Origin of the sequence: Erwinia pyri (genome assembly GCF_030758455.1) — a bacterium.
GTDB classification, from domain to species: Bacteria; Pseudomonadota; Gammaproteobacteria; order Enterobacterales; family Enterobacteriaceae; genus Erwinia; species Erwinia pyri.
This window is the reverse complement of the sequence record NZ_CP132355.1, coordinates 12,911-34,424: the sequence shown is the minus strand read 5'-3', so window position 1 is coordinate 34,424 and position 21,514 is coordinate 12,911. Positions and strand designations below refer to the sequence as shown.

Below are 21,514 nucleotides of genomic sequence, written 5' to 3'. Positions count from 1 at the left end.
ATAAAAGTAAAATTATCTTTAACTAATACCATTCAACTAGAGTATATCTTTTTTTAATTGATTCAAGATCATCGCCAAACATTGAAGATAACAATTGGAAGTCTGGTTCAATTGTTTTTATCAAAGTATCAGTATAGACCTGCCGATCATTATTATATCTAATAACATTTTTACCAGACATTAATTTTGAAGTGTCGATATTACTTTCAGCTATATCAGGGAACGCTCTTACAAAAGAATCCATTTCCCTAATAACATGGTCAACGAGAGATATTGTCAACTCTGTCAGATCAATTAACTGTAATATTTCTTTATCGGAAAGGCAGGATTGTAGAACCGCTTCAAAACTGATGCTATTTGTGCTTTGTTTATTTTTTATGTAGTCATGTGCTTTTTTTCTGGCTTCGTCATCCATAACATTTCTTTTATCAATTTGATATATAATAGTGTTGTAATTGGATATCATGGCACTCAACCTTGACAAGTTTCGCCAAGATTTACCTAACTCTAACTTGCTTGGCTTTTTCACTTCCTTCCTGAAAACCCTATAGATTATGAATCTTTTTATTTTTTCATGTCTCGAAAAGTTGCAGGTTTGCACTTCTTTAATAAATGAAAAATCCGAAAGATCCATTGTAAGTCGGCTAGCTTTGAAGAGAATTTCCGGGAATTCCCAAAATCTTAAATATGGATTTCCTGTATCAATATGTCTATAATTAGCCTTAATAGTGACTAAATTATTAAGTGATTCAATGACTAAGAACATTAGCCTCATTGAATTATTGAACTTCTCCTTCTCAGACTTGTTAACTTCCTGTTTATTATTTATGCGCATGGCTATAAAACCACCCATAATCGCAGAAAAGAAGGAGATTGCAACAGGAAACAAATAGTCTTTGAATGGATTTTCTTGTTGATTAGCTTCAATGATTGATTTAACTAACAGGAGCGATTCTTTGTCCATGATATGCACCTAACTATTTAATAAATTCCGAATTATGATAGTAGTGTTTCTCTGCTAGGTTAAAAAAATCTTGTCAGGTCTAAGCATAAAATACTAAGTCAATTGATGTTGTAACGACAATTCATTCAGGCGTAACTTCTCGCTCTGCTTCACCGCACAGCTAATTGTGCCACGACTACAGCCCATGATCGTTTGCACCTGGCTCCATGAGCTGCCACTGGCAAGGAGTTTATTGATTGCATCGTACCGTGACTGGTTAACCTGACGCCCCCTGTACTTCCCTTCCCTTCTGGCCTTCTCTATACCCTGCTTCTGACGCACTTTGCGTTGCTCATAGTCTCTGCGCGCTACAGCGGCCAGCATATCGAGCAACATGTCATTTATGGCCGCAAACATGCGGCTGTCAAAATCATTCGCTGAAGAAGAAAGCCAGGTTGTAGGCACGTTTACGGCCACAACGCGGATATCCTTCAGTCGAATCATTTTCTTGAGGCTGTTCCAGTCCTCTCCTGTGAGTCGAGAAAGCCGATCCACATCCTCTACCAGCATAATGTCGCCAGACTGGCAGTCTTTCAGCAGCCGGAACAGTTCCGGCCGTTCCAGCCGGGAACCTGATTCGTTTTCAATGTAGTAGTTGCAGATACTCAGGTTACGTTCAGTAGCAAAGCTGTTAATCGTATCCAGCGCACGGGTTGCGTCCTGTTCTGTCGTCGAGGCACGAAGATAAGCCCTGACAAAGCCTTTCGGTACTGTTTGAGTCGTCATAGCGAACCAGTTCGGTTTAAGTTAACTGACCATAGCTATACAGTACCCGTTTTGGATGGTTCGCGGTAGGTATACCGAAACAGAACCAGCAAAAGGTGCCATAACGTGACATGGTCACAACGCATTTAAAGATAAAGAAACAGTAAAGATGATGTAAAGATGCCAATGTCTTTACATTGTAAATCATACATAAAGATACAGTTATCTTTATAAGCGCTTTACGATATAAAGATTTCAGCGTATAAAGATGATGTAAAGACAAGAAAAACTTTACATCGTAAAGACATCATAAAGACAACATAAAGAGAGGGTGCGGAGATGGGAAAAGCTTTACTGGTAGTTTCTGATAAAGGTGGGGTAGGGAAAAGCACCTACGTAGCCAATACGGGTTCAATGCTGGTCAACAAAGCCAGGACAGTCATTATCCTGAAAACTGATAAAAATCCAGACCTGTTGAGCTGGAACGAGAAGAGAATCGCAAACGGTTTACCAGCCATCCACGTCAGTGAGGCATACGGTAACGTCAGCAACGAAATTAAACGCCTTAAAAAGCTTTGTGACGTACTTATAGTGGATTGCCCCGGCCATGACAGCCAGGAGTTCCGTAGCGCACTTACAGTGTCAGATATTGTGATAACACTGGTTAAGCCGTCCTCTGATTTTGAAAGTGAAACGCTTACGAGCGTGACTGAAAAAGTCCGCACGTCGCAGAAGACGAATTCAGGCCTACAACCGTGGGTATTGTTCACCAGAATCAACTCTGCAAAACCGCGACACCGAAAGGCCGCTATCGACCTGGACAAACTACTCCGGTCAGACAGCATCTGGATACAACCACTTAAGACCCGAATCTCTGAGCTAGATGTTTTTGAAAGTTCCTGTAATGAAGGGGCTGGTGTACATGACGTAAGCCGCGCATCGAGCCTTTCAACAGCCAAGGCACAGATCGAACTTGTGGCGCAGGAAATCGGAATTATTTAGCGCATAAAGGGGGTATCTTTACATTATAAAGATAGTATAAAGATGATATAATCTTTATCAGTTAAATTAGACGTTTATGAGGTATATAAAATGGCTTTAAAACTTAATCGTCCGGTAGTCCAGGAATCACAGGAACCAGCAACAAGTGCTGAAACAGCCCGGTTTATATCCGGCGCAACCAGGAAGCCAGCGGCAAGCAAAGCCAGGTTATTCAATTTTCGACTGTCAGATACCTTTGATGAAATATTGGAGACAGAGTCAGTGAGGACAGGCCAAAGCAGGACGACGATTCTTAAGGCAGCGCTGGCCGCCTATGACAGCCTAGAAGAAAACAAGAAAACTCACTGGATTATGGAATCCGCGAAGCTTTAGAGGGAGATATGAATTAAGGAATGATGTTAAGGATGACTCCCAGAAAAACAGAAGGTAACTTCTTGAAGGTAAGAAAAATTGAAAAAAATATCGAAAGCGACCCTAATTGCGGCCATCATAATTATAACTTTCGTTTTTATGGGACGGTTTGAAAACAACTATATGATGGTTTTCGGTTTCTTACTAGCTTTACTATCGGGTCTTGGAACAATCGCTCTAACTATGAGTGCCAAATTACAAGCTATTAGGGCAAATTTTCAACCGACTCCTGAACCACGAATAAATAAATCTTCCAGCTTTAGAAACACTACAAATATGCGTAATTATGCTAATGATTTCGAGAGGGATTTTGAGTCAATACGTCAAGATATTAAGAATCTGCAAGAGGATACCAAAAGAACGGATTCGGAAATACAAATACTGAGACTTCATATGCGGATGTGCTTTGACTCTATCAGATACCATGAAGAAATGACGTTGCCGAAGGCTTTAGCTGGTCAGACGGGGTGGATTGTCAGCACAACTCTTTTAACCCTACTAGGTACTGCCCTAACTACTCTGCCTGAACTGTTTTACAACGTCGCCAGAAGCCTGTATGCCTGGTTATGATTGATAGATATGATTTTTTAACATTACCAGCTAATCAATCCCATTGTTTTTAGTCAAATAAAGAAGTTAGTTCTTCAACAAGCAGTAAATCACTTAAAGCTCTTAAAGAAACCACACCAATACCAGAATCAACAAGTAAAGCTTCTCCCGACACCTCACCGAAGCCGATAACCATAATCGGCTTTCTCTCTTTTAAATCAAAAATGACCAAAGGCAGAATGACGCTATTAATCGAGTCGAATTCCTTGAAAAATTCTTCAGAACCATAATTACTCTCAGGAAAAAGAATTTCACTTAATCTCACGCCATAAAATACATGGTGTTTTTCTTTTAAGTTTCCCCTTAAAATATTAATTGCCTTAGCATATTTGTCTTCTATAAATTCTTTTACTCTGAACTTCATAATTTTCTCCAAAAAGAACCGACTGTAGGTCACCGGGCAAATGCCGGAAAAGGGCGCGATAGCGTCATTTTACGGCGTTTGCCCTATCCTGCATCGCAGGTAAAATAACTGGCATCCTACACGTTGCAAAACCCATGGTAAAAGGCAAAAGGAACGAACATAGCTGGTCATTTAGACTCATCATGGGTGGCCTCGATGCTTGCGTCTTTCGCGTCAGGAACCAGTAGGCGATACCACGGCATTTTATTGTTCAGCAGCTGCATGAGCGGAGCAGCGAACAGGCTCAACCCCCACAAAGTAACGATAACTGGTATCGTGAAATTGTGAGGCGTCCAGAACTGGTGTTCAAGGTGAAACCAGGTGATCACGCAGAACAGGCCACCAATCCAGAATATCGCTTTGCTAAACGCAGCAAGGATAGCCAGTGCAACAACAGAAATGAAATGCATGAATCCCGCTGCAAGGAAACGTAGATAAAACCAACTCCACTTAATGTACTTCAGAACCGGGTGACCCGCTTTAGCGTTCAGCCGCTCTTTACTCTGACTTGCTATTTCTCTTTTGAGTCTCTGGCGGTCTGCACCTTGGGGGAATTCATAAACTTTAGCCATAGTTTACCTCATTTTTTTGAAGGTACATTCCTGTCAAATTCCTCAAGGAATTTAATTTCTTCTTCTTGCATATTTGCATCTTCATTTATAGAAAAATCAAACTTCAGCATATGAGCCATTCTACCTTTCTTACCAACGACAGAAAAGCTAACTTTTTTTATTTCTGTCTTATCAGTTATTTCTTTTATACTTTTACTTATTACATCACGAACAAAAAAAGAATACTTCGGATATTTGTAAACTTTTTCATCCCCATCGATAACATAGAGTCCCATTTCATCTTTGAGTTCATCCACTGATATTTCGAAACTTCTTTTTGAAACATTTTGACTATAATGCTTTCTGATCACTTGATATAAATTAGTAGAATTTGTGCTATTCAAAAGAACAACGGATTTTAAAACCTGCGTAGTATATCTATTTTCTGAACCCATCAACTTTGAAAAGTACCGTTTCGCCGTGTTGGTAAACTTTATTTTTACAGTTGCTAAATTATCGTAATAAACGCAAAATTCAGTTAAATTTAAATCCATACGATCTGGAATTTTATTTTTAGATGACAAAATACCAAGCTCGTTAGCTAGATTTTTCAAATCATCTCGATTTAAAACTAAGGTTGTCGATGAAAGCACTTTAGCGCCTTCTTTTAAAGCAGCGTAAGCCGCATGTTTGTCTAAAGATGTAGCTTTTGAGAAAAAATCAGAATCAACTTCTAATATATCGTCGTCTAACATCTCTTTCGTATCAATCTGGCAAAGAGCAAGAAAAAGAACTCTCTTTGCAGAAAGAGAAAGAGATGAAAGAGTTACACCAACTTCATTTCTATGCCTGACTTTCGTCAGCTTAGTTACTATTTTCACGATAAGCCTCAATCAGATTTTGAATACATAATTATCTTACCCCCTCAAAGGTTGTATGACAACAAAACAATACAACCTTTAGTTAAAAATCGTCTCACCTTTTGATATGAATACACAAAGATCTTCATACCCAAAGATACTCGCAACCTACTGTTTTTAATCAGTACAATGAATCTGTGGATACCGTTAAAAATCCTCTCACCTTTACTTAAAAATCCTCTCACCTTTACTTAAAAATCGCCTCACCTTTACTTAAAAATCTTCTCACCTTACGTTAAAAATCCTCTCACCTTACGTTAAAAATCCTCTCACCTTTATAGAAATAAGTTCATTTATTTCATGAGCTTAAATCCCTATAAGTTTTTAAGATCTTAAGAAAAACAAGAAAAAAGAAGTTTTTAAATGCACATTACCTGTGGATAACCTCTCCCAAACCCGGAGGATAGATCCGGTTAGCCCCGGTAATCGAGGGCAGATCGTAAGTGTTCATATTTTAACCACTGAGAGTACGTGCTCAATGTTGGCAATGGTTCAATTCCGCTTCCTCGCTCACTAACTCGCTTCGCTCGGTCGTTCGGCTGCGGCGAGCGGTGCCATCGTAGATTTCAGGGATCTGATTAGATCCTTTTTTTAGATCGGTCTGTAAAACGCCCTCAAAGCTACTCAGCGCGTTTTTAAGCGTTTTTGCCTGGTAGCAAGAGGTGTCAGGCACGAAAAAGGCTTAGGAAGCGTTTCAGAGCGTCTGACATAACTCTACAATTCAGCGTGGCACAAACAGAATGCCATCAAAATTTATTCACTGGCGCAACTGGCCAGGCTGCTGGTGCTGGCATTTTAAGCCCAGCAACAGGCACCCATATGATGTTTTTGCTGGCAGATCATCAGACAGGGTTCCGGCAAGAAGGAACAGCAAAGCAAGCCGCCGAACAAGACTGAAACGTAAACACGATAATGTCTTTATAGTATCTTTACATCATCTTTATCTATCACAAGGTATTGAATTACCATCACATGATGGTATAATGATTTCGATGGCGGGGAATGTTTCCCGGCCTTGACCCAGTAGCCCAAACGGGCGGGAGTTAAAATGAACATTCAGGAAGCACTAAATATTTTTGGATTGTCAGGCGAATTGACTGAAAAGGATATCAAAGCAGCATACAGAAAAGCGGCTTTAAAATATCATCCTGACCGTAACGCGTTAGGGGCTGAGTTGATGAAAGCCGTTAACGCAGCTTACGATTTCCTGATAGCGAATATTGACAAAATAAATTCATATCAGAGCGCTGATAAAGAAGCGCATTACAACTACTGTGATGATTTGGAGCGTGTATTAAACGTGCTCACCGGATTATCAGGCTTAGTTTATGAAGTGATGGGTAACTGGATCTGGATTAGTGGCGAAACACGTGAACACAAAGACACGCTGAAAGAAATGGGCTGCAAATGGGCATCCAAGAAAAAACAGTGGTTTTACCGTCCAGAAGAACACAAAAGCCTCTGGAACCGTAAAGAACACAGTATCGATGAAATCCGTGAAATGTATGGAACAAACGGAAAACGTAAATCCACTGGCTGGAAGAAAGTAGAAAACAGGGTATAGCTGGGATGGGGGCAAAAGCCCCCATTACTGATAAAAATCCCCCCGGAGTTCATGCAATGAAAAACAAAATCATCACAGCAGAACGACTTAAAAAAATTTTGAAAAAAACAATGCATATCTGATCTCTCATGAGGTGGAAGATACGGTGAAACATTGCAACGATAACGGCGCAATGTTTCATTGTGGTCTGGACGCTGAAGGATGGGCTGAGCGCATTGCTAAAGCTGAAGCTTACCAGCAGGAATGCGAAGCACATTAAGCTGGCGATAACGACGTTCACTTTGATTAATTCGGATTTTCAAAAAACTGAATCAAAAACGAAACACAGGTAACGTTTTCTATGAAGAACTTTTTTGTCTCATATCAGCCTCTTTTCGATACGGTTGTTAGACTACTGGGAAACGGCTGGCGAATAAATCTTCTTGATGATTGCCAATACCGGATCAAACTGACTTCACCCCAGTACGAAAATTACTCTATTCATATTCGTATGGATAATCAGAGACTTTTAATTACAGGGAGCGTAAACAGCCGAACCTGGCGAAGTCAGGTATACTCATGCACTGTGTCACCACATCGAAATCCTGTGGATGTATCGGAAGACATAAAACGTAAAATTCTTGTGAATGCGAAACCTGATATTGAAAAAGCGCAGATGTACGAACGTAATCGACTGTCGGAACAGGAAAGAAAGCAGATTATTATGGGGATGCTTTCTAAGCTGGTTGAGTTAGAAAACTGGCATGGTACGTTAACGGGATTCAGAACCAGTAACGGATTAACGGGATGGGTGGCTGAACAGAACAATGGTTATGAAATGCTCGTCAGAGGGGCTGACCTGGATCAGCTGATAAAACTGGCAGGACTGATTAAACAGCTATAGGGGAGGGAGTATGAGAGAAATTCTCAGCGACAGAAAAAATAAAGGTAATATTACCTACAGAATAACCCTGTCAGACGATGCTGGCAGGGTTTCCTGCTTTGTTCAAAAGCTAATGAAGAAGAGATCTAAAGAGCCAGATAAAAAGGTGACAAAGAAAATCGTCAGAGAGCACTGTTTCAAAGCCGACGAAATTAATGATTTCAGATTAGTTTGCGATGATGAAATTATGTATGAGTTTTGTGTTGAATCATTAAAGAAGGTTGAAAATGATAGATAAACCTACACCAGCCCAGGTGAAAGATGCTCGGGTAAAAGCTGGTTTTACTCAGCAACAGGCAGCAGATCGTTTCGGTTTTACGTTATCAGCATGGCAGGCTAAGGAGACTGAAGGTAAAACAACAAGAGGACTAGCGGCGGGTTCATTTGAACTGCTACTGTTGTTGGCTGATGAGCACCCTGATTACAGGTTAATAAAGCGAGATTAAGATTTGAATTACCATCATTTGATGGTATACTGATTTTGTTGGTAGGGAATAATTCTTACCATAATCCAGTAGCCCACAAGGGCGGGAGAAAACATGAAAGTTTACGCTATCGATTTTCAGGCAGTCAACGCCATTAAAGAAATTATTACCTGCACCTCATTCATCCACGCAGAAACCCTCTTTCTCGCTGTCCATAACTTTGAAGAACAAAATCGCGGTCTGGGCTATATCGCTGTTTCCGTACGTGAAGAAGCTGCTGATGAACTTAGTGCGCTTAAATCACTTAAAGCAAACGTGCGGTTCTGGTTTATCGAATGTGGTCTGAATTCACACCAAATTATTGATCAGATTAACACCTGGTATAACTTTGCATTTACGCAAAAAGAACAGGATGAAGCCAAAAAGGAGGTTATCGGACAAATAAAAAAACGCAGATAGTCAGAATTTAGGTGGGTACCAGGCTGTTGACGCAGCCTGATACCCGGACACAAATTTTCGTAAGAGGAAAATTACATGTCAGAAAGAATGTTATCAGCGATACGTGCAGTTGAAAAGGGCGGTCATCCGGTGTTCCCGGTTATGCCCTTTTCAATGTTCCCCGTGTTTATGAAACTGCTCAATGAAACGTTGCAAGCAAGAGCAGGTAAACGTTCATGTGATCATGGCACGGAGGAAGCATGACAAAAAAGGAATTTATCAGATTTATTTCCGAGCATCATCAAAAGGGCGCTTTACGCTTTTCACTTGGTTTCAGTCCAGAAGGTGACATTCTGCTTTACTGGACAAAAGAAACGGGTCTGAGGGACTGGGAAGTATTGAGCAGTAACAGGGGAAAAAAACCCAGTAATGCAAACCGGAAGCGTATGAGCAACTTCAGACGCTGGCTTATTGATGCCCGTAAGGGCATTGAAGGCGTTTAACCGAAAAAAAAGGGATAACCGATCCATCACGCCGAAGCCCTCCCGTTACTTCGGGAGGTGCCTTCTTGAATGTTCCGCAGTACAGTGCTTGCGCCCCCTGACAGACCGCCCTTCATGCTCAATTATTACCGCAACGCAGAGGTTATTGGTCGAAGACAGCCTGTTGTTGCAGCCGCTCCAGACCTTCATTTTTTGCTTTTTATCCCATGCTGAAGGACAATTCAAAGGCAAAGCAGTTCTGATGCGATGCAGGATAGGGCAAACGCCGCAAAATGACGTCTGCGACGCCATTTTCCGCCATTTGCCCGTTGACCTACAGTCGGTTCTTGTTGGAGGAATCATGAAAAAAATTCAATTCAGACTGGAAGAAAAACAACATGATGATCTTATGGATTGTCTTAAAACGATTTATCCTGATGAACCGGGATTAACTGCTGCTAAAGGCATGAAGCTACTGGCTAATGCATTACTGAAAAGTAAAGCGAGTGATGAAGTTAAGATGCCAGTACAGGATGATATTCATTTTACCAAAACGACTGTTTATTTAACAGTCGGGCAAAGAGATAAAATAGAAAACTGCGCTAAGAAACATGGCTGGACTTTATCAAGAGAATGCAGGTATCGGATTCAAACTACCCTTGAAAACGAACTTGATTTTTTCGACCAAGAACTTCTGATGATGAATCGCTGCCGTAATGCGATTGATAAAATCGGGCGTAATTTCCATTATATAATACTCAATGATAAATCACGGGTTCTTGATAAAGACGGATTCTATCAGGATGCGCACCGTCTGAATACAGAGATTGTCAGTCTTAAAAACGAATTTGAAAATTACATTATTTTATGTAAAGGACGTACGGTTTCTAATAAGGTAGAAGTTTAAAATGGGTGTATCAGTTGATAAGGATTACAGGGTTAAGCGTAAGACTTCGGAATCTGGCCGTAAGTCATCTTTTGCGCATAAGGTAAAGAATGGTGGAAAAAATTATGAACGTAACGTTCAGGAACGTATCAACCGTAAAGGTGCGAGTAAGGAGGTTGTAGTAAAAATTTCCGGTGGTGCTGTCACCCGGCAGGGAATAAAAAACAGCATCGACTATATGAGTCGTGAATCTGAGTTGCCCGTTATGAATGAAAATGGTCAGTTGTGGAAGGGCGACGAGATAGGTGAAGCAAAAGAACATATGGTTGACCGTGCAAATGACCCGCAAAATCTTATGAACGAACAGGGTAAAGAAAATAAAAAAATCACCCAAAATATCGTTTTCTCACCGCCAGTTTCAGCGAAAGTTAAACCTGAAGATTTACTCGATTCCGTCAGAAAAACGATGCACAAAAAGTATCCCAACCATCGATTTGTTCTGAGCTATCATAACGACAAAAAAGACCATCCTCATGTGCATATCGTTTTTAGAATACGCGACAATGACGGAAAAAGAAGCGATATTAAGAAGAAAGATTTACGCGAAATCCGCACTGGATTTTGTGATGAGTTACGCATGAAAGGTTACGATGTAAAAGCCACGCACAGACAACAGCACGGCCTTAACCAGGCTATTAAAGATGCACATGCCAATGCCCCTAAACGCCAGAAAGGCGTTTTTGAAGTCGTGGATGTAGGTTTTGATCACTACCAGAACGATAAAACCAAACCGAAGCAGCATTTCATCAAGTTGAAAACTCTCAACAAGGGCATAGAAAAAACTTACTGGGGAGCCGATTTTGGAGAACTGTCTCAGCGTGAAAATGTGAAAAATGGTGACCTTGTTAAACTGAAAAAAGTGGGGCAGAAGGAAGTCAAGATACCTGCTATTGATAAGGATGGCATTCAGAAAGGATGGAAAAATGTGCATCGTAATGAGTGGCAGCTGGAGAACATTGGAGTAAAAGGTGTAGACAGAACGCCGTCAATCGTAAAAGAAAAGCAGTTGAACAGTCCTGATCAGATTCTGAAACAGCAGAAAAAGATGAGGCAATTTACTCAATCGAAGCAGGCTATGCAGGAAAATCAGATAAAGACGAAAATCGGCATTAAGTTTTAAAAGGGGTAATAAAGCTCCTAAGTTACTGATACTGATCGGTTTATTATATCATTGTTAAGGGTTCGTAATATTATCATCTAATTTCATTAATTTTAGTTAAGACGTCTAGAAATTAATCCTGTAGCGATCTTTTGATCTGATTTTTCTTAAATTGATAGAGTATAACGCTAGGTTTTGAGCTAATAAGCAGCATAAACGAACCGAGATATGGCGTTATTGCGATCTAAAGATCTGCTTATCCGTTTGAAAGCAGCACAAGTAGCTGGTAAAGTTTGTTTAAGTTAAAAATTGTCCTTTTCTTTATTCTCATATACTCCGGGGTTATCCGAGTCGAGAGAGCGCCTGAAAGGAAAATCAAATGAAATGGTATGTTTTGCAGTTTACTGCCACACGTTATGTGGCAGTTTTTAAACATCTTGAAAGTCTCAATCACTCCTATTACTGCCCAATGATTACTGAAAAGTATCGCCGCCCTGATAAGCAACTCTCCTTCAGAGAAAGGCTTGTACCTCTTTTTAGTGGTTATCTCTTTATCCAGGCAGATTTTGAAAGTTGCCATTCCACTACCATCACTTCAATTCCGTATCTTCAACGCTTCATTGCCTTTGGTGGTGAACCATTACCAGTACCAGACAATGTAGTCTGTAACATTCAGAAAGCAGAAAGAAATCAGCTTGTCTATGGTGAATCTCCCGAATTGATGGAAATCATGCTGATGGAGGAACCAAGGAAGAGAAGCATCGCTATGCTCAATTACATCACAGAGAAGAGCTTAACCCACAAAATGAAACGGAAACAAAATGACAGTGACAAGAAAGAAAACCTCAACAAAGCGCAAGCCTCAACGTAATACGTTGTATCTCCCTACTGAGGTTCGTGAAAAGGTAGAGAAAATCTCTGTTGAGATTAGCTATCGCAGAGGGAAACGTATTTCTGATTCAGGTTTTGTTCAATACCTCATAAAAACTTATTCACAACAGGCTACCGAAAGTCTCATTAACGGTGCTGACTACGATACTGACGAGTAGCCTTTCTGTATGACCTGTTCCGCGCTGTTCTGGCCGGGAGAATCCGATGTTATCTACTTCAGCTTTTCTCGCACTTGCTATGCAGTGCGCTACCAGCGTTCATCCTGATACCTCACATGAAGTAGCCAGGGTTGAATCTGGATACAACCCGTACGCCATAGCCGAGATTATCCCTAAAGATAAACGTAAGCCTGGTGACAACGGTGTTATCACTCATCTACCTAAAACGAAGGAGGAAGCATTAAAGATAATACAAAGAATTGAATCCATTAACAGACGCTTCTCTGTAGGACTCATGCAAATTACCAGTACTAATTTCATTAAGTACGGTGTTACTGCTGAAAATTTGTTAAGTCCGTGTCCTAACTTATCCGTTTTTGAAAAAATACTGGTTGACTGCTATCAACGTGGGGGAAGTCTAAAAAACGCACTCAGCTGTTATTATTCCGGCAACTTTGTAACCGGGAAGAAAGCTGAACCAACCTTCAACAATACAAGTTACACACAACGTATTGGTTATGACCGAACTGACCAGAAACAAAACTGGGTTGTTCCTTCGGTTAAAGAAGAGGTCAATAAGGAGAATGAGAAATCTACTTTACGTAAAAACAATCCTAATGAAATAACTGTATATCCCCAATATGCCATGCGTGGTGTTGTATCAAATGAAAAGGAAACAAACGATGTTGAAAATGAATAAAAGTTATTTAACGCTCGCTATTTTCACGGCAGCGTTGATGGTGTGTGTGTCCGAGCCTGCTTTTGCGGACGATGTATCAACCAAAACAACCGGGTTCTTTCAAAAGTTAATTGATTTTTTGACAGAACAACGTAAACCCGCCATTACGATCATTTGCCTCGGTATCGGTTATATTGCGTTGTTTTCACGTCAGCATATGGCATGGATTATTCCTCTAATTATCGGGATCATCATCTTTATCATTGCTCCTTACGTTCCTGACTGGCTGTCGTAAATCATAAGGGGCGTATGATGAGTACTCTTTTTAAAGGGCTGACACGCCCCGCTTTAATCCGCGGGCTGGGCGTACCGCTCTACCCATTCCTGGCCATGTGCCTTCTGTCTGTGTTGTTGGGTGTATGGGTACATGAAGCCATGTACTTCCTCATCCTGCCGGGATGGTACGCCATCCGGCGAGTAACACAGATTGATGAACGGTTCTTCGAGCTGCTTTACCTACGTTACCTGGTTAAAGGCCATCCACTTTCAAACAAGCGCTTTAACGCCGTTCATTATGCGGGGAGCAGGTATGACGAAGTTGATATATCCAAAGTGGACAATTTTATGAAACTAAAAGACCAGTCTTCACTTGAAGAACTTATCCCTTACTCCTCACACATCACTGACGACCTGATCGGTACCAAAAAACAAGACTTGCTTGCTACCTGGCAGATTGATGGTGCTTATTTCGAATGTGTTGATGACGAGGATTTAACGATTCTCACTGACCAGTTGAATACGCTCATACGCAGCTTTGAAGGAAAGGCCATTACCTTCTATACACACAGGATCAGGGTAAGAAAATATGTTCACACTTCATTTGTGAGCAAAGTACCATTCGTTAACAGGGTGATGAACGATTATTACGATTCTCTCTCTAAACCAGAGTATTTCGAAAATCGACTGTATTTGACCGTATGCTATAAGTCTTTCAACGTTGAAGATAAAGTGTCTCACTTCATTTCTAAAGATAAGAAAACCAAAAACTTCCTTGAAGAGCCTGTTAACGATATGAATGAGATATGCGGCAGGCTTGATACTTACCTGTCCCGCTTTCATTCCCGCCGCCTTAGCCTGTATGAAAGTAACGGTAAGGTTTATTCAGATCAGCTATCGCTATTCCAGTATCTGCTTGCTGGCAAGTGGCAAAAGGTCAGGGTGAGCAACAGCCCGTTTTATACCTACCTTGGTGGTAAAGATTTGTTCTTTGGTAATGATGCCGGACAAATCACCGCTTCCGAACATGGTCGTTATTTCAGATGCATCGAGATTAAGGACTATTTTCAGGAAACAGATGCAGGGATTTTTGATGCGCTGATGTATCTCCCTGTTGAGTATGTCTTTACATCGTCTTTCACTGCAATGGAAAAACAGGCTTCCATCAAGGCGCTTGACGATCAGATTGAAAAGCTTGAAATGACAGATGACGCGGCTAAATCTCAGCTTGCCGATCTTCGTGTTGCTCTTGATATGGTTTCCAGTGGCTACATTTCCTTCGGAAAGAGTCATCAGACATTAATCGTGTTTGCTGATACGCCGGAACGACTGGTTAAAGACACCAACATCGTAACAACGACTCTCGAAGACCTGGGGTTAATTCTCACCTATTCTACGCTGAGTCTTGGTGCGGCCTACTTTGCTCAGTTGCCAGGTAACTACACGCTGCGGCCACGCCTGAGCATGGTCAGCAGCCTGAATTTTGCCGAAATGGAAAGTTTTCATAATTTCTTCAACGGTAAAGAAAGCGGTAACACTTGGGGGAACTCGCTGATAACGCTGGGTGGTTCGGGTAATGACGTCTATCACCTGAATTATCATATGACTACCGAACATCAGAATTTCTTTGGTAAGAATCCCACGCTAGGCCATACGGAAATTCTCGGTACATCGAACGCGGGTAAAACCGTTCTGATGATGACGCAGGCTTTTGCTGCGCAGCAATTTGGTGAGCCGGATTCATTTCCCTCTAATCAAAGGGTCAGGAAAATGACCACTGTTTTTTTTGATAAAGACCGTGCCGGTGAAGTTGGGATTCGCGCTATGGGGGGCGAATATTTCCGGGTTAAAGAGGGGATGCCGACTGGTTGGAACCCTGCGGCCTTGCCACCTACCAAACGCAATATCGCCTTTGTAAAAGACATTATCAGGCTGATTTGCACGCTTAATGGTAACAAGCTTGAAGACTACCAGAACAACCTGATTTCAGATGCCGTGGAACGTCTGATGGCAAGGGAAGACCGTTCTTTCCCGGTCAGTAAACTTATCCCGCTTATTCTTGAGCCTGATGATACGCAATCGAAGCGACACGGCCTGAAATCACGTTTGAAAGCCTGGGCGCAGGGGGGAGAATATGGCTGGGTCATCGACAACGCCGCGGATACGTTTGATGTGGTTAACCTTGACGTGTTTGGGATAGACGGAACGGAATTTCTGGAAAATAAGGTTGTTGGTCCGGTTGCGTCCTTTTATCTGATTTATCGCGTGACCATGCTGGCTGATGGACGCCGACTCCTGATTTATATGGACGAATTCTGGCAGTGGCTGAATGACGAAGCATTTGAAGATTTTGTTTATAACAAACTCAAGACCGGACGTAAGCTCGATATGGTCCTGGTGGTTGCCACTCAGTCACCTGATGAGCTGATTAAAACCCCGATTGCAGCTGCGGTACGTGAGCAGTGCGCCACGCATATCTACTTGGCTAATCCGAAAGCTAAGCGTGTTGAATACGTTGAAGGGCTTCAGGTCAGGGAGCTTTATTTTGACAAAATCAAAGCTATCGACCCGCTGTCCCGTCAATTCATGGTGGTTAAAAATCCACAGCGTCAGGGCGATCAGGATGACTTTGCAGCCTTTGCAAAACTGAATCTTGGCAAAGCGGCTTATTACCTTCCGATTTTAAGCGCATCAGCGCCCCAGCTGGATATATTTGATGAAATCTGGAAAGAGGGGATGAAACCTGAAGACTGGATTGATACCTACCTTGAACGCGCCAACCGTGGACTTAATTAAGGTGATTAAGATGAAAAAACAAATTTTAGTTGTCGCGCTTTTATGCGCTCCTGTCAGCGTATTTGCGGCGTTAACCGGTGTGATAGTCCATGACGCCCAATCTTCGATTGATACCGCAGCACAGTGGGTAAAGGAGGGCAAACAGTGGGTAAGCCAACTGCAAGCCTATCAGGATGAGTTGTTAGCCAAAACAGGTGTTCGTGATGTTCAGGGACTGGTACAGGACGCGAAAGATATCAGCAGTGAACTGACTTCTGTTTATAACGAAGGAACCGATTTTTATGATGATTACATCAATGACCCTACCGGGGTCTTGTCTCCTAAAGCTCAGGCTTTGCTGGATAAATATAAAGTCGGTGAGACCTGCATTAATCAGGGGTACAGCGGTGACCTGATTAAGGGCTGTGAAGCCCGCTTTTTATCTGATTTGGCAACGGTAGAGTACGGGAACAATCTCCAGGATAACCTTACCAAAGACAATGAAAATATGAGCGGGCTGATTGACCAAGTGAAAGGTGCCAAAGACCCTAAAGCTACGGCTGATGCGACTAATGCTATTGCCCTCAACCAGTTGAAGTTTGAAAAACTGAAGTTTCAGTACGAAATGTATCGCGATAAGCAGCATGATCTTGCAGAATACAAGGGAAAGATGTCAGAGGCTGCATTCCATAAGAAGCAACTGGATTCAGTAACAAACGATACTCCAACTATTGATTACAAGTCGGAGTTTGAAAAACAGAACTATGAACTGAAATGAGGTGAGTTTTGAATAAATATAAAGAAACGTTTTTTTTAATCTTAGCTTTTCTATTGGCTGGTTGTGAGGATGTGAAGTCAGTGGATTGGTGGAAAGCTCATCCTCAAGACGCTGAAAAGAAAGTTGCTGAATGTAATAAATCAGGTGATGACACTGAAAACTGTAAAAATGCCAAAGATGGTTTCTTTAGGTACAAACAGTTAAAGGCTGTTGATCATCCTATCGATTATAAAGATGCCTTTGATAATATGCTTAACAAAGGTAAAAAATAAAAGGAGCCGCTATGGCAACTTCTAGATTTTTCCAAGCTGCTCATGATGTCATATCAAAAGTCCTCGACCAGTCATTGACTGGTCAGTTAGATAGTTTCTCCTCAATAGCATCCACGTTGGGTCAGTATGGTATATCAATATACGTTTTATGGTATGCCTATACTGTTGTGGTGAGAAAACAGAAAACTCCTGTTCCAGACTTCATTTGGAATGTATTCAGATTCTGGTTGATTTTGATTTTTGTCAGAAATACAGGTGGGTGGTTAGACAGTGCTAATGATGCAATTGATGGTCTTAAAACAACTTTTGCAGGTGGCGATCCCTGGTCATGGGTTGACCAGTTATGGAATAAAGTACAACAGGTGGCCGGATACCTTATGGATAAGGACACATCTACATATGTTAAGACTGAAGGTTCAATTGCTGCGTTGCTAACATATGCCGGAGGTATATGTGCCATGTTGCTTACTTCAATAGTGTATCTTTCGGCAGAGGTAACTTTGAAGGTTCTCGGCGTTACCGCTCCATTGTTTATTATGTGTCTCTCATTTGGTTTTTTGCGGCAGATGTTTAACAGCTGGCTTCAATTACTGTTCAGTTCATGTTTTATATTTCTTTTTTGCGGACTGGCAATTAAAGCCGGGATGACGTTTATGAATGGTATCCTTACTATATCTATAGCCAATGCAGATTCCCTGAATCTTATATCTACAGGTGCACAGGCTGGAGTGGCCGGGGCATTTATGGCCTGGATTATCTGGCAGGCTAAAACCTATGCCTCACAGCTCGCAGGGGTTGGGGTAGAAGGTGCCTTACAGGGGGCTGCTGCTATGGGAATAGGCGCTGGCACATTTGGCGCGGGTCGTATGGTAGGCGGTGCTCTTGGGATGGGTAAGAATGCTGGTCAGGGTGCATGGAAAGGACTTCGTCGTCAGCAGGGGGGGCTTGGACAATCACCGGGCGTTTCCGGCAAGGTGGGTAATCTGACCGGGCAGGGTATGAATATCGCGGCCAAAAAGTTGCGTAGTTCGGCAATCGAGTTGGCTAAGAAGAAATATGGGGGATAAATGATGAATATTCTCTTTTACTTCCTGATAGTAATGTTCCTCGCCATTGTAATGAGTTTTATCTACGCGTTCTATTAATCCCTCTCCATGCATTTAAAAGTTCATGTTTTAACAGCGTGATTACTCGTCTTTAAATGAAACTATTCAGGTGTAATATGAAATTACTTATCACTGCTATTGTGATGTTTTGTCTCGTCGGCTGTCAGTCAATACACAATCAACCTCCGGTTTCAGGAAAAACTGAACCCGTTAATTCAGCAGAGGTAATGCGCAATGGCATTTAAAATTCCGGAATTAAAACTACCCGGCTCCAATAAGAAAAAAGAAGTCACCGACTCATCAACCACCTTCGAAGAGAAAAACCACAGGCTGGAGGAGAAATTAAAACGCATTTATAAGTTTGGTGGTATTGCTGGCATGATTTGTGGGGTTCTGTCTCTTATCGCTCTCAATAGCGCATTGCCATTAAAAACAACAGTTGTTGATGTTGCGCTGATTGATAAAGCGACAGGCATCGCGCAGTGGGTCACTTCTGTTAAAAAAGAAAATCTCTCTGAAAACCAGGCAATAGCCGAATACTTTATTTCTGAGTATATTAAGAGAAGGGAGGGTTATAATTATTTCAGTCTTCAACACGATTATGATTATGTCATGTTGTACAGTGCTGAAAATGTCGCTGCTGATTACAATGCCTTAATCAACAGTGACAAGTCACCAAAGGTTATTTTCAACAAGGCAGAAAAGACAGCAGCCGTTCAGGACGATCCGTCAATTATTATCAGTCCTTCATCACGTAAGGACGATAAAGATATGGGTGCTTATATACGGTTCAGAAAAACGGTCAGAGATGTGGCAACCGGGCAGAGTAAAGATGAATACTGGAACATCCGTCTCACCTACCGAATTGAACCCGGCGTGGATATGAATTCAGGCGACAGGAAAACGAACCCGCTGAAGTTTGTCGTGACCAGCTACGTCCGCGATCAGGAAGTGAGAGGGTAAATAAATGAAAATGAATAAAAGAGCGTTGGTTATTGCCTTCCTGATGTCTGCTCAGGTCTGCCAGGCAGCCGTTGTACCATCGGGCAGCGGTTATGACCCGAGAAACCAGAACGTTAACTATAACCCTCAAAATACAACCGTTATTAACAGCGCTGTGGGTTATACAACCACACTCGTCTTTGATGATGACGAAACCGTTATCAGTGCCCGGACGGGATTCCCGCAGGGCTGGACTGTGAACAAAGAAGACAACCTTGTATACGTTGAAGTGAAGCCTGTTAAACAAACCGTGCAGAACAACAATACGGATGAGAACGGCAAACAGTCATCTGAAATTGTCAATGTTGCGCTTGATCCTGAAAACGACCTGGAGCGGTGGCGAACAAACCTTTTTGTCCGCACAACGAAAAGGAATTACAGCATGGAACTGAATGCGCGTACGTTCAGCCAGCCTAACAAAATTGCTTTTGTTGTGAACTATCAGTATCCGCAGGAAAAGCGCAAAGCTCAGGCCGATATCGAGAAGAAAAGGATTGAAGCCTTTAATAAACGTCAGCAGGAGCAGACGATTAACCGCGCACTTGAGAACAGTAAATCACCGCGTAACTGGGATTATACGCAACGGGTTGCCGAAGGCAGCCGGAGTATCAGTCCGGATTATGCCTATGACGATGGGCGCTATACATGGCTGGGATTCAGTCCACTTAAGAAAATCCCAAGCGTGACTGTCATGAACGGAGAGCAGGAAACTGCCACTAACCCTGTTGTTAAACACAGTAACAGCTACACCGTAGTGGGCATCCCGGTTGACCAGAAATTTGTTCTTCGTGTCGGAAAAATGGTTGTGGGAGTTGAGAATCAGGGCTTTGGTAAAGTCCGGCTTCCGGCTGGTGACACAGTCTCTCCAAAAGTTGAAAAAGAGGTGATCCAGTGAGCGAACAGGAAAATAAAACACCAACAGCGGTAGAAATCGAGCGTCAGCTACGCGAACAACGACAGAAAGAGTTAGAGCAGGCCACCCAGGATGAAACTGAAGCAGCCCCCGGCGAATCCACGACAAAATTGGGTATCGAGAAGCTGAAAAAATCCCGTAAAGGTCTGATTGTTATCATTGCTGCATTTGTTCTGCTTGCAGCTGGCCTGTCCGTGTATTACATCCCTTCAATTCTTCGCAGTATGTCCAGCAAGGATGAAAAGCCCGTAAGTAAACCTGTGGCGACAGGAACCGTTAAACGTGAAACGGGACTCAGTGATGACACTAACCCTTTCAACGAGGATCAGAAGCCACCACAGGGCAATGAAAAAAGCGGCAGCGGTAAAACAGATACCCCGCCAGAAAGCGTACAACACAATTACAGCCGGGCGCTGGATGTCTCCTACGGTGGTAGTAACACCGCTTCAGGAAGCAGCAGCACTTCTGGCACTAAGGCCAGCGAGTCAAAAGGCGAGGAAGCAGGCAGTACCAAACCTGAAGTGCAGCCCGTCAGTGCCGGCTCGTCCGTCCCGCTCTCCAAAATTACGCGAGTCCCTTACGATCCGAATCTGTTTATTCCTGAAATGACGTCCGTTCCGTGTTCGCTGGACAGACGGTTTGTCTCTGACCTGGCCGGGAAGCTGGTATGTACGATCAACACCGACATTTACAGCGCTAACGGCAACGTGAAACTGATAGAGAAAGGGACGGCCGCTTACCTGATTTATAAATCCGGGATGTTAAAGCACGGGCAAGGAGCTGTGTTTATTCAGGCTACGAAACTGCGAACCCGCCGTGAACCATTTATTGATATACCCCTGATTGATACACAGGCGACGGGGGCATTGGGTGAAGCGGGAGCATCAGGCTGGATTGATACTCACTTCGGTGACCGTTTTACAGGAGCGATGATGCTGGGAGTAATCCCTGACTTTGCCCAGGCGGCAAGTGGTGTAGCTAACAATAATAAAGATAATCAGACAGACTATACATCTAACAGCCGTCAGGCATTTGCTGGTCTTGCGCAAGAGGCCTTTTCTAATACGGTCAATATCCCGCCAACGTTATATAAAAATCAGGGAGAAATCATCAATCTCGTCGTTGGTCAGGATCTGGATTTCTCAGGTATTTACAAGTTAAGAATGTCTGGCAACCGGAGGTAG

The 21,514-nt window shown here is 42.3% G+C and carries 27 protein-coding genes; 22 read left to right on the top strand and 5 right to left on the bottom strand.

From position 1 onward, the window contains the following. Positions 1 to 22: 22 nt before the first annotated feature. Together Q3V30_RS22590 and Q3V30_RS22585 are read right to left on the bottom strand one after the other, a co-directional pair. On the bottom strand, positions 23 to 964 hold the full coding sequence (locus Q3V30_RS22590; protein WP_306213633.1) for a hypothetical protein: 942 nt from the start codon (positions 962 to 964) through the stop codon (positions 23 to 25). Between the two features lie 93 nt (positions 965 to 1,057). Further along, a complete protein-coding gene (locus tag Q3V30_RS22585; RefSeq protein WP_306213632.1) occupies positions 1,058 to 1,729 on the bottom strand; it encodes a recombinase family protein in 672 nt (223 codons plus the stop codon). A 318-nt stretch (positions 1,730 to 2,047) separates the two neighbouring features. Here Q3V30_RS22585 and Q3V30_RS22580 point away from each other — a divergent pair, with 318 nt between their 5' ends. From Q3V30_RS22580 to Q3V30_RS22570, 3 genes are all read left to right on the top strand, one after another. Next, positions 2,048 to 2,710, top strand: coding sequence for a nucleotide-binding protein (locus Q3V30_RS22580; RefSeq protein ID WP_306213630.1), 663 nt, complete (start codon positions 2,048 to 2,050; stop codon positions 2,708 to 2,710). A gap of 90 nt (positions 2,711 to 2,800) precedes the next feature. Next, positions 2,801 to 3,082: a CopG family transcriptional regulator gene (locus Q3V30_RS22575; protein WP_306213627.1), complete on the top strand. Its 282-nt coding sequence runs from the start codon at positions 2,801 to 2,803 to the stop codon at positions 3,080 to 3,082. A gap of 78 nt (positions 3,083 to 3,160) precedes the next feature. Further along, positions 3,161 to 3,691, top strand: coding sequence for a hypothetical protein (locus Q3V30_RS22570; RefSeq protein WP_306213625.1), 531 nt, complete (start codon positions 3,161 to 3,163; stop codon positions 3,689 to 3,691). A 49-nt stretch (positions 3,692 to 3,740) separates the two neighbouring features. Here Q3V30_RS22570 and ddp1 (Q3V30_RS22565) read toward each other — a convergent pair whose 3' ends face one another. From ddp1 (Q3V30_RS22565) to Q3V30_RS22555, 3 genes are all read right to left on the bottom strand, one after another. Continuing rightward, complete coding sequence (gene ddp1 / locus Q3V30_RS22565) at positions 3,741 to 4,094, bottom strand: DNA distortion polypeptide 3 (protein ID WP_306213623.1); 354 nt, start codon at positions 4,092 to 4,094, stop codon at positions 3,741 to 3,743. A 167-nt stretch (positions 4,095 to 4,261) separates the two neighbouring features. Then, positions 4,262 to 4,705, bottom strand: a complete 444-nt coding sequence (locus Q3V30_RS22560) for a hypothetical protein (protein ID WP_306213621.1) — start codon at positions 4,703 to 4,705, stop codon at positions 4,262 to 4,264. A gap of 8 nt (positions 4,706 to 4,713) precedes the next feature. Beyond that, positions 4,714 to 5,577 (bottom strand): replication initiation protein, encoded by an 864-nt coding sequence (locus Q3V30_RS22555; protein ID WP_306213619.1) that lies wholly within the window; start codon positions 5,575 to 5,577, stop codon positions 4,714 to 4,716. Positions 5,578 to 6,652: 1,075 nt separating this feature from the next. Between Q3V30_RS22555 and Q3V30_RS22550 the strand changes: the two genes are divergently transcribed. The 19 genes from Q3V30_RS22550 to virB10 all read left to right on the top strand — a co-directional run bounded on the left by Q3V30_RS22550 (position 6,653) and on the right by virB10 (position 21,514). Further along, positions 6,653 to 7,168, top strand: coding sequence for a J domain-containing protein (locus tag Q3V30_RS22550; protein ID WP_306213617.1), 516 nt, complete (start codon positions 6,653 to 6,655; stop codon positions 7,166 to 7,168). Positions 7,169 to 7,508: 340 nt separating this feature from the next. Next, complete coding sequence (locus tag Q3V30_RS22545; RefSeq protein ID WP_306213615.1) at positions 7,509 to 8,051, top strand: hypothetical protein; 543 nt, start codon at positions 7,509 to 7,511, stop codon at positions 8,049 to 8,051. 10 nt (positions 8,052 to 8,061) lie between these two features. Next, positions 8,062 to 8,328: a hypothetical protein gene (locus Q3V30_RS22540; RefSeq protein ID WP_306213613.1), complete on the top strand. Its 267-nt coding sequence runs from the start codon at positions 8,062 to 8,064 to the stop codon at positions 8,326 to 8,328. Next, positions 8,318 to 8,536: a hypothetical protein gene (locus Q3V30_RS22535; protein ID WP_306213611.1), complete on the top strand. Its 219-nt coding sequence runs from the start codon at positions 8,318 to 8,320 to the stop codon at positions 8,534 to 8,536. Before Q3V30_RS22540 ends, Q3V30_RS22535 begins: the two co-directional genes overlap by 11 nt. A gap of 93 nt (positions 8,537 to 8,629) precedes the next feature. Further along, on the top strand, positions 8,630 to 8,974 hold the full coding sequence (locus Q3V30_RS22530; protein ID WP_306213609.1) for a hypothetical protein: 345 nt from the start codon (positions 8,630 to 8,632) through the stop codon (positions 8,972 to 8,974). A 75-nt stretch (positions 8,975 to 9,049) separates the two neighbouring features. Further along, on the top strand, positions 9,050 to 9,217 hold the full coding sequence (locus Q3V30_RS22525; protein WP_306213607.1) for a hypothetical protein: 168 nt from the start codon (positions 9,050 to 9,052) through the stop codon (positions 9,215 to 9,217). Beyond that, a complete protein-coding gene (locus Q3V30_RS22520; protein ID WP_306213605.1) occupies positions 9,214 to 9,456 on the top strand; it encodes a hypothetical protein in 243 nt (80 codons plus the stop codon). The genes Q3V30_RS22525 and Q3V30_RS22520 overlap by 4 nt, the downstream gene beginning before the upstream one ends. A gap of 340 nt (positions 9,457 to 9,796) precedes the next feature. Continuing rightward, positions 9,797 to 10,342, top strand: a complete 546-nt coding sequence (gene ddp1, locus Q3V30_RS22515; RefSeq protein ID WP_306213648.1) for a DNA distortion polypeptide 1 — start codon at positions 9,797 to 9,799, stop codon at positions 10,340 to 10,342. Between the two features lies 1 nt (position 10,343). Next, on the top strand, positions 10,344 to 11,501 hold the full coding sequence (gene mobP1, locus Q3V30_RS22510) for a MobP1 family relaxase (protein ID WP_306213603.1): 1,158 nt from the start codon (positions 10,344 to 10,346) through the stop codon (positions 11,499 to 11,501). 358 nt (positions 11,502 to 11,859) lie between these two features. Continuing rightward, entirely contained in the window at positions 11,860 to 12,351 is a 492-nt protein-coding gene (locus Q3V30_RS22505; protein WP_306213601.1) for a transcription termination/antitermination NusG family protein, read from the top strand. Between the two features lie 224 nt (positions 12,352 to 12,575). Then, the gene (locus Q3V30_RS22500) at positions 12,576 to 13,229 is read left to right on the top strand and encodes a lytic transglycosylase domain-containing protein (protein WP_306213599.1); all 654 of its coding nucleotides are present in this window, start codon (positions 12,576 to 12,578) and stop codon (positions 13,227 to 13,229) included. After that, positions 13,213 to 13,503: a TrbC/VirB2 family protein gene (locus Q3V30_RS22495; RefSeq protein WP_306213597.1), complete on the top strand. Its 291-nt coding sequence runs from the start codon at positions 13,213 to 13,215 to the stop codon at positions 13,501 to 13,503. The genes Q3V30_RS22500 and Q3V30_RS22495 overlap by 17 nt, the downstream gene beginning before the upstream one ends. 17 nt (positions 13,504 to 13,520) lie before the next feature. Continuing rightward, positions 13,521 to 16,280 carry a VirB4 family type IV secretion/conjugal transfer ATPase gene (locus tag Q3V30_RS22490; RefSeq protein ID WP_306213646.1) on the top strand — a complete coding sequence of 920 codons (2,760 nt, stop codon included), beginning with the start codon at positions 13,521 to 13,523 and terminating at the stop codon, positions 16,278 to 16,280. A gap of 10 nt (positions 16,281 to 16,290) precedes the next feature. Next, positions 16,291 to 17,037 (top strand): type IV secretion system protein, encoded by a 747-nt coding sequence (locus Q3V30_RS22485; RefSeq protein ID WP_306213595.1) that lies wholly within the window; start codon positions 16,291 to 16,293, stop codon positions 17,035 to 17,037. An 8-nt stretch (positions 17,038 to 17,045) separates the two neighbouring features. After that, complete coding sequence (locus Q3V30_RS22480; protein ID WP_306213593.1) at positions 17,046 to 17,309, top strand: EexN family lipoprotein; 264 nt, start codon at positions 17,046 to 17,048, stop codon at positions 17,307 to 17,309. Positions 17,310 to 17,320: 11 nt separating this feature from the next. Continuing rightward, a complete protein-coding gene (locus Q3V30_RS22475; protein WP_306213592.1) occupies positions 17,321 to 18,376 on the top strand; it encodes a TrbL/VirB6 family protein in 1,056 nt (351 codons plus the stop codon). 273 nt (positions 18,377 to 18,649) lie between these two features. Continuing rightward, positions 18,650 to 19,378 carry a VirB8 family type IV secretion system protein gene (locus tag Q3V30_RS22470; RefSeq protein WP_306213590.1) on the top strand — a complete coding sequence of 243 codons (729 nt, stop codon included), beginning with the start codon at positions 18,650 to 18,652 and terminating at the stop codon, positions 19,376 to 19,378. Between the two features lie 4 nt (positions 19,379 to 19,382). Beyond that, positions 19,383 to 20,312 carry a TrbG/VirB9 family P-type conjugative transfer protein gene (locus tag Q3V30_RS22465; protein WP_306213588.1) on the top strand — a complete coding sequence of 310 codons (930 nt, stop codon included), beginning with the start codon at positions 19,383 to 19,385 and terminating at the stop codon, positions 20,310 to 20,312. Further along, a complete protein-coding gene (virB10, locus tag Q3V30_RS22460) occupies positions 20,309 to 21,514 on the top strand; it encodes a VirB10/TraB/TrbI family type IV secretion system protein (RefSeq protein WP_306213586.1) in 1,206 nt (401 codons plus the stop codon). Before Q3V30_RS22465 ends, virB10 begins: the two co-directional genes overlap by 4 nt.

What these genes read in the sequence shown, in the direction of transcription:
- Q3V30_RS22540 (WP_306213613.1), top strand. Translation starts at nt 8,062, where the DNA reads ATGAGAGAAATTCTCAGCGACAGAAAAAATAAAGGTAATATTACCTAC.
- Q3V30_RS22495 (WP_306213597.1), top strand. Translation starts at nt 13,213, where the DNA reads ATGTTGAAAATGAATAAAAGTTATTTAACGCTCGCTATTTTCACGGCA.
- Q3V30_RS22580 (WP_306213630.1), top strand. Translation starts at nt 2,048, where the DNA reads ATGGGAAAAGCTTTACTGGTAGTTTCTGATAAAGGTGGGGTAGGGAAA.
- Q3V30_RS22550 (WP_306213617.1), top strand. Translation starts at nt 6,653, where the DNA reads ATGAACATTCAGGAAGCACTAAATATTTTTGGATTGTCAGGCGAATTG.
- Q3V30_RS22590 (WP_306213633.1), bottom strand. Translation starts at nt 964, where the DNA reads ATGGACAAAGAATCGCTCCTGTTAGTTAAATCAATCATTGAAGCTAAT.
- Q3V30_RS22520 (WP_306213605.1), top strand. Translation starts at nt 9,214, where the DNA reads ATGACAAAAAAGGAATTTATCAGATTTATTTCCGAGCATCATCAAAAG.
- Q3V30_RS22575 (WP_306213627.1), top strand. Translation starts at nt 2,801, where the DNA reads ATGGCTTTAAAACTTAATCGTCCGGTAGTCCAGGAATCACAGGAACCA.
- Q3V30_RS22560 (WP_306213621.1), bottom strand. Translation starts at nt 4,705, where the DNA reads ATGGCTAAAGTTTATGAATTCCCCCAAGGTGCAGACCGCCAGAGACTC.
- Q3V30_RS22485 (WP_306213595.1), top strand. Translation starts at nt 16,291, where the DNA reads ATGAAAAAACAAATTTTAGTTGTCGCGCTTTTATGCGCTCCTGTCAGC.
- Q3V30_RS22475 (WP_306213592.1), top strand. Translation starts at nt 17,321, where the DNA reads ATGGCAACTTCTAGATTTTTCCAAGCTGCTCATGATGTCATATCAAAA.
- Q3V30_RS22465 (WP_306213588.1), top strand. Translation starts at nt 19,383, where the DNA reads ATGAAAATGAATAAAAGAGCGTTGGTTATTGCCTTCCTGATGTCTGCT.
- ddp1 (WP_306213623.1), bottom strand. Translation starts at nt 4,094, where the DNA reads ATGAAGTTCAGAGTAAAAGAATTTATAGAAGACAAATATGCTAAGGCA.
- Q3V30_RS22505 (WP_306213601.1), top strand. Translation starts at nt 11,860, where the DNA reads ATGAAATGGTATGTTTTGCAGTTTACTGCCACACGTTATGTGGCAGTT.
- ddp1 (WP_306213648.1), top strand. Translation starts at nt 9,797, where the DNA reads ATGAAAAAAATTCAATTCAGACTGGAAGAAAAACAACATGATGATCTT.
- Q3V30_RS22585 (WP_306213632.1), bottom strand. Translation starts at nt 1,729, where the DNA reads ATGACGACTCAAACAGTACCGAAAGGCTTTGTCAGGGCTTATCTTCGT.
- Q3V30_RS22470 (WP_306213590.1), top strand. Translation starts at nt 18,650, where the DNA reads ATGGCATTTAAAATTCCGGAATTAAAACTACCCGGCTCCAATAAGAAA.
- Q3V30_RS22545 (WP_306213615.1), top strand. Translation starts at nt 7,509, where the DNA reads ATGAAGAACTTTTTTGTCTCATATCAGCCTCTTTTCGATACGGTTGTT.
- Q3V30_RS22525 (WP_306213607.1), top strand. Translation starts at nt 9,050, where the DNA reads ATGTCAGAAAGAATGTTATCAGCGATACGTGCAGTTGAAAAGGGCGGT.
- Q3V30_RS22530 (WP_306213609.1), top strand. Translation starts at nt 8,630, where the DNA reads ATGAAAGTTTACGCTATCGATTTTCAGGCAGTCAACGCCATTAAAGAA.
- Q3V30_RS22490 (WP_306213646.1), top strand. Translation starts at nt 13,521, where the DNA reads ATGAGTACTCTTTTTAAAGGGCTGACACGCCCCGCTTTAATCCGCGGG.
- Q3V30_RS22535 (WP_306213611.1), top strand. Translation starts at nt 8,318, where the DNA reads ATGATAGATAAACCTACACCAGCCCAGGTGAAAGATGCTCGGGTAAAA.
- Q3V30_RS22500 (WP_306213599.1), top strand. Translation starts at nt 12,576, where the DNA reads ATGTTATCTACTTCAGCTTTTCTCGCACTTGCTATGCAGTGCGCTACC.
- mobP1 (WP_306213603.1), top strand. Translation starts at nt 10,344, where the DNA reads ATGGGTGTATCAGTTGATAAGGATTACAGGGTTAAGCGTAAGACTTCG.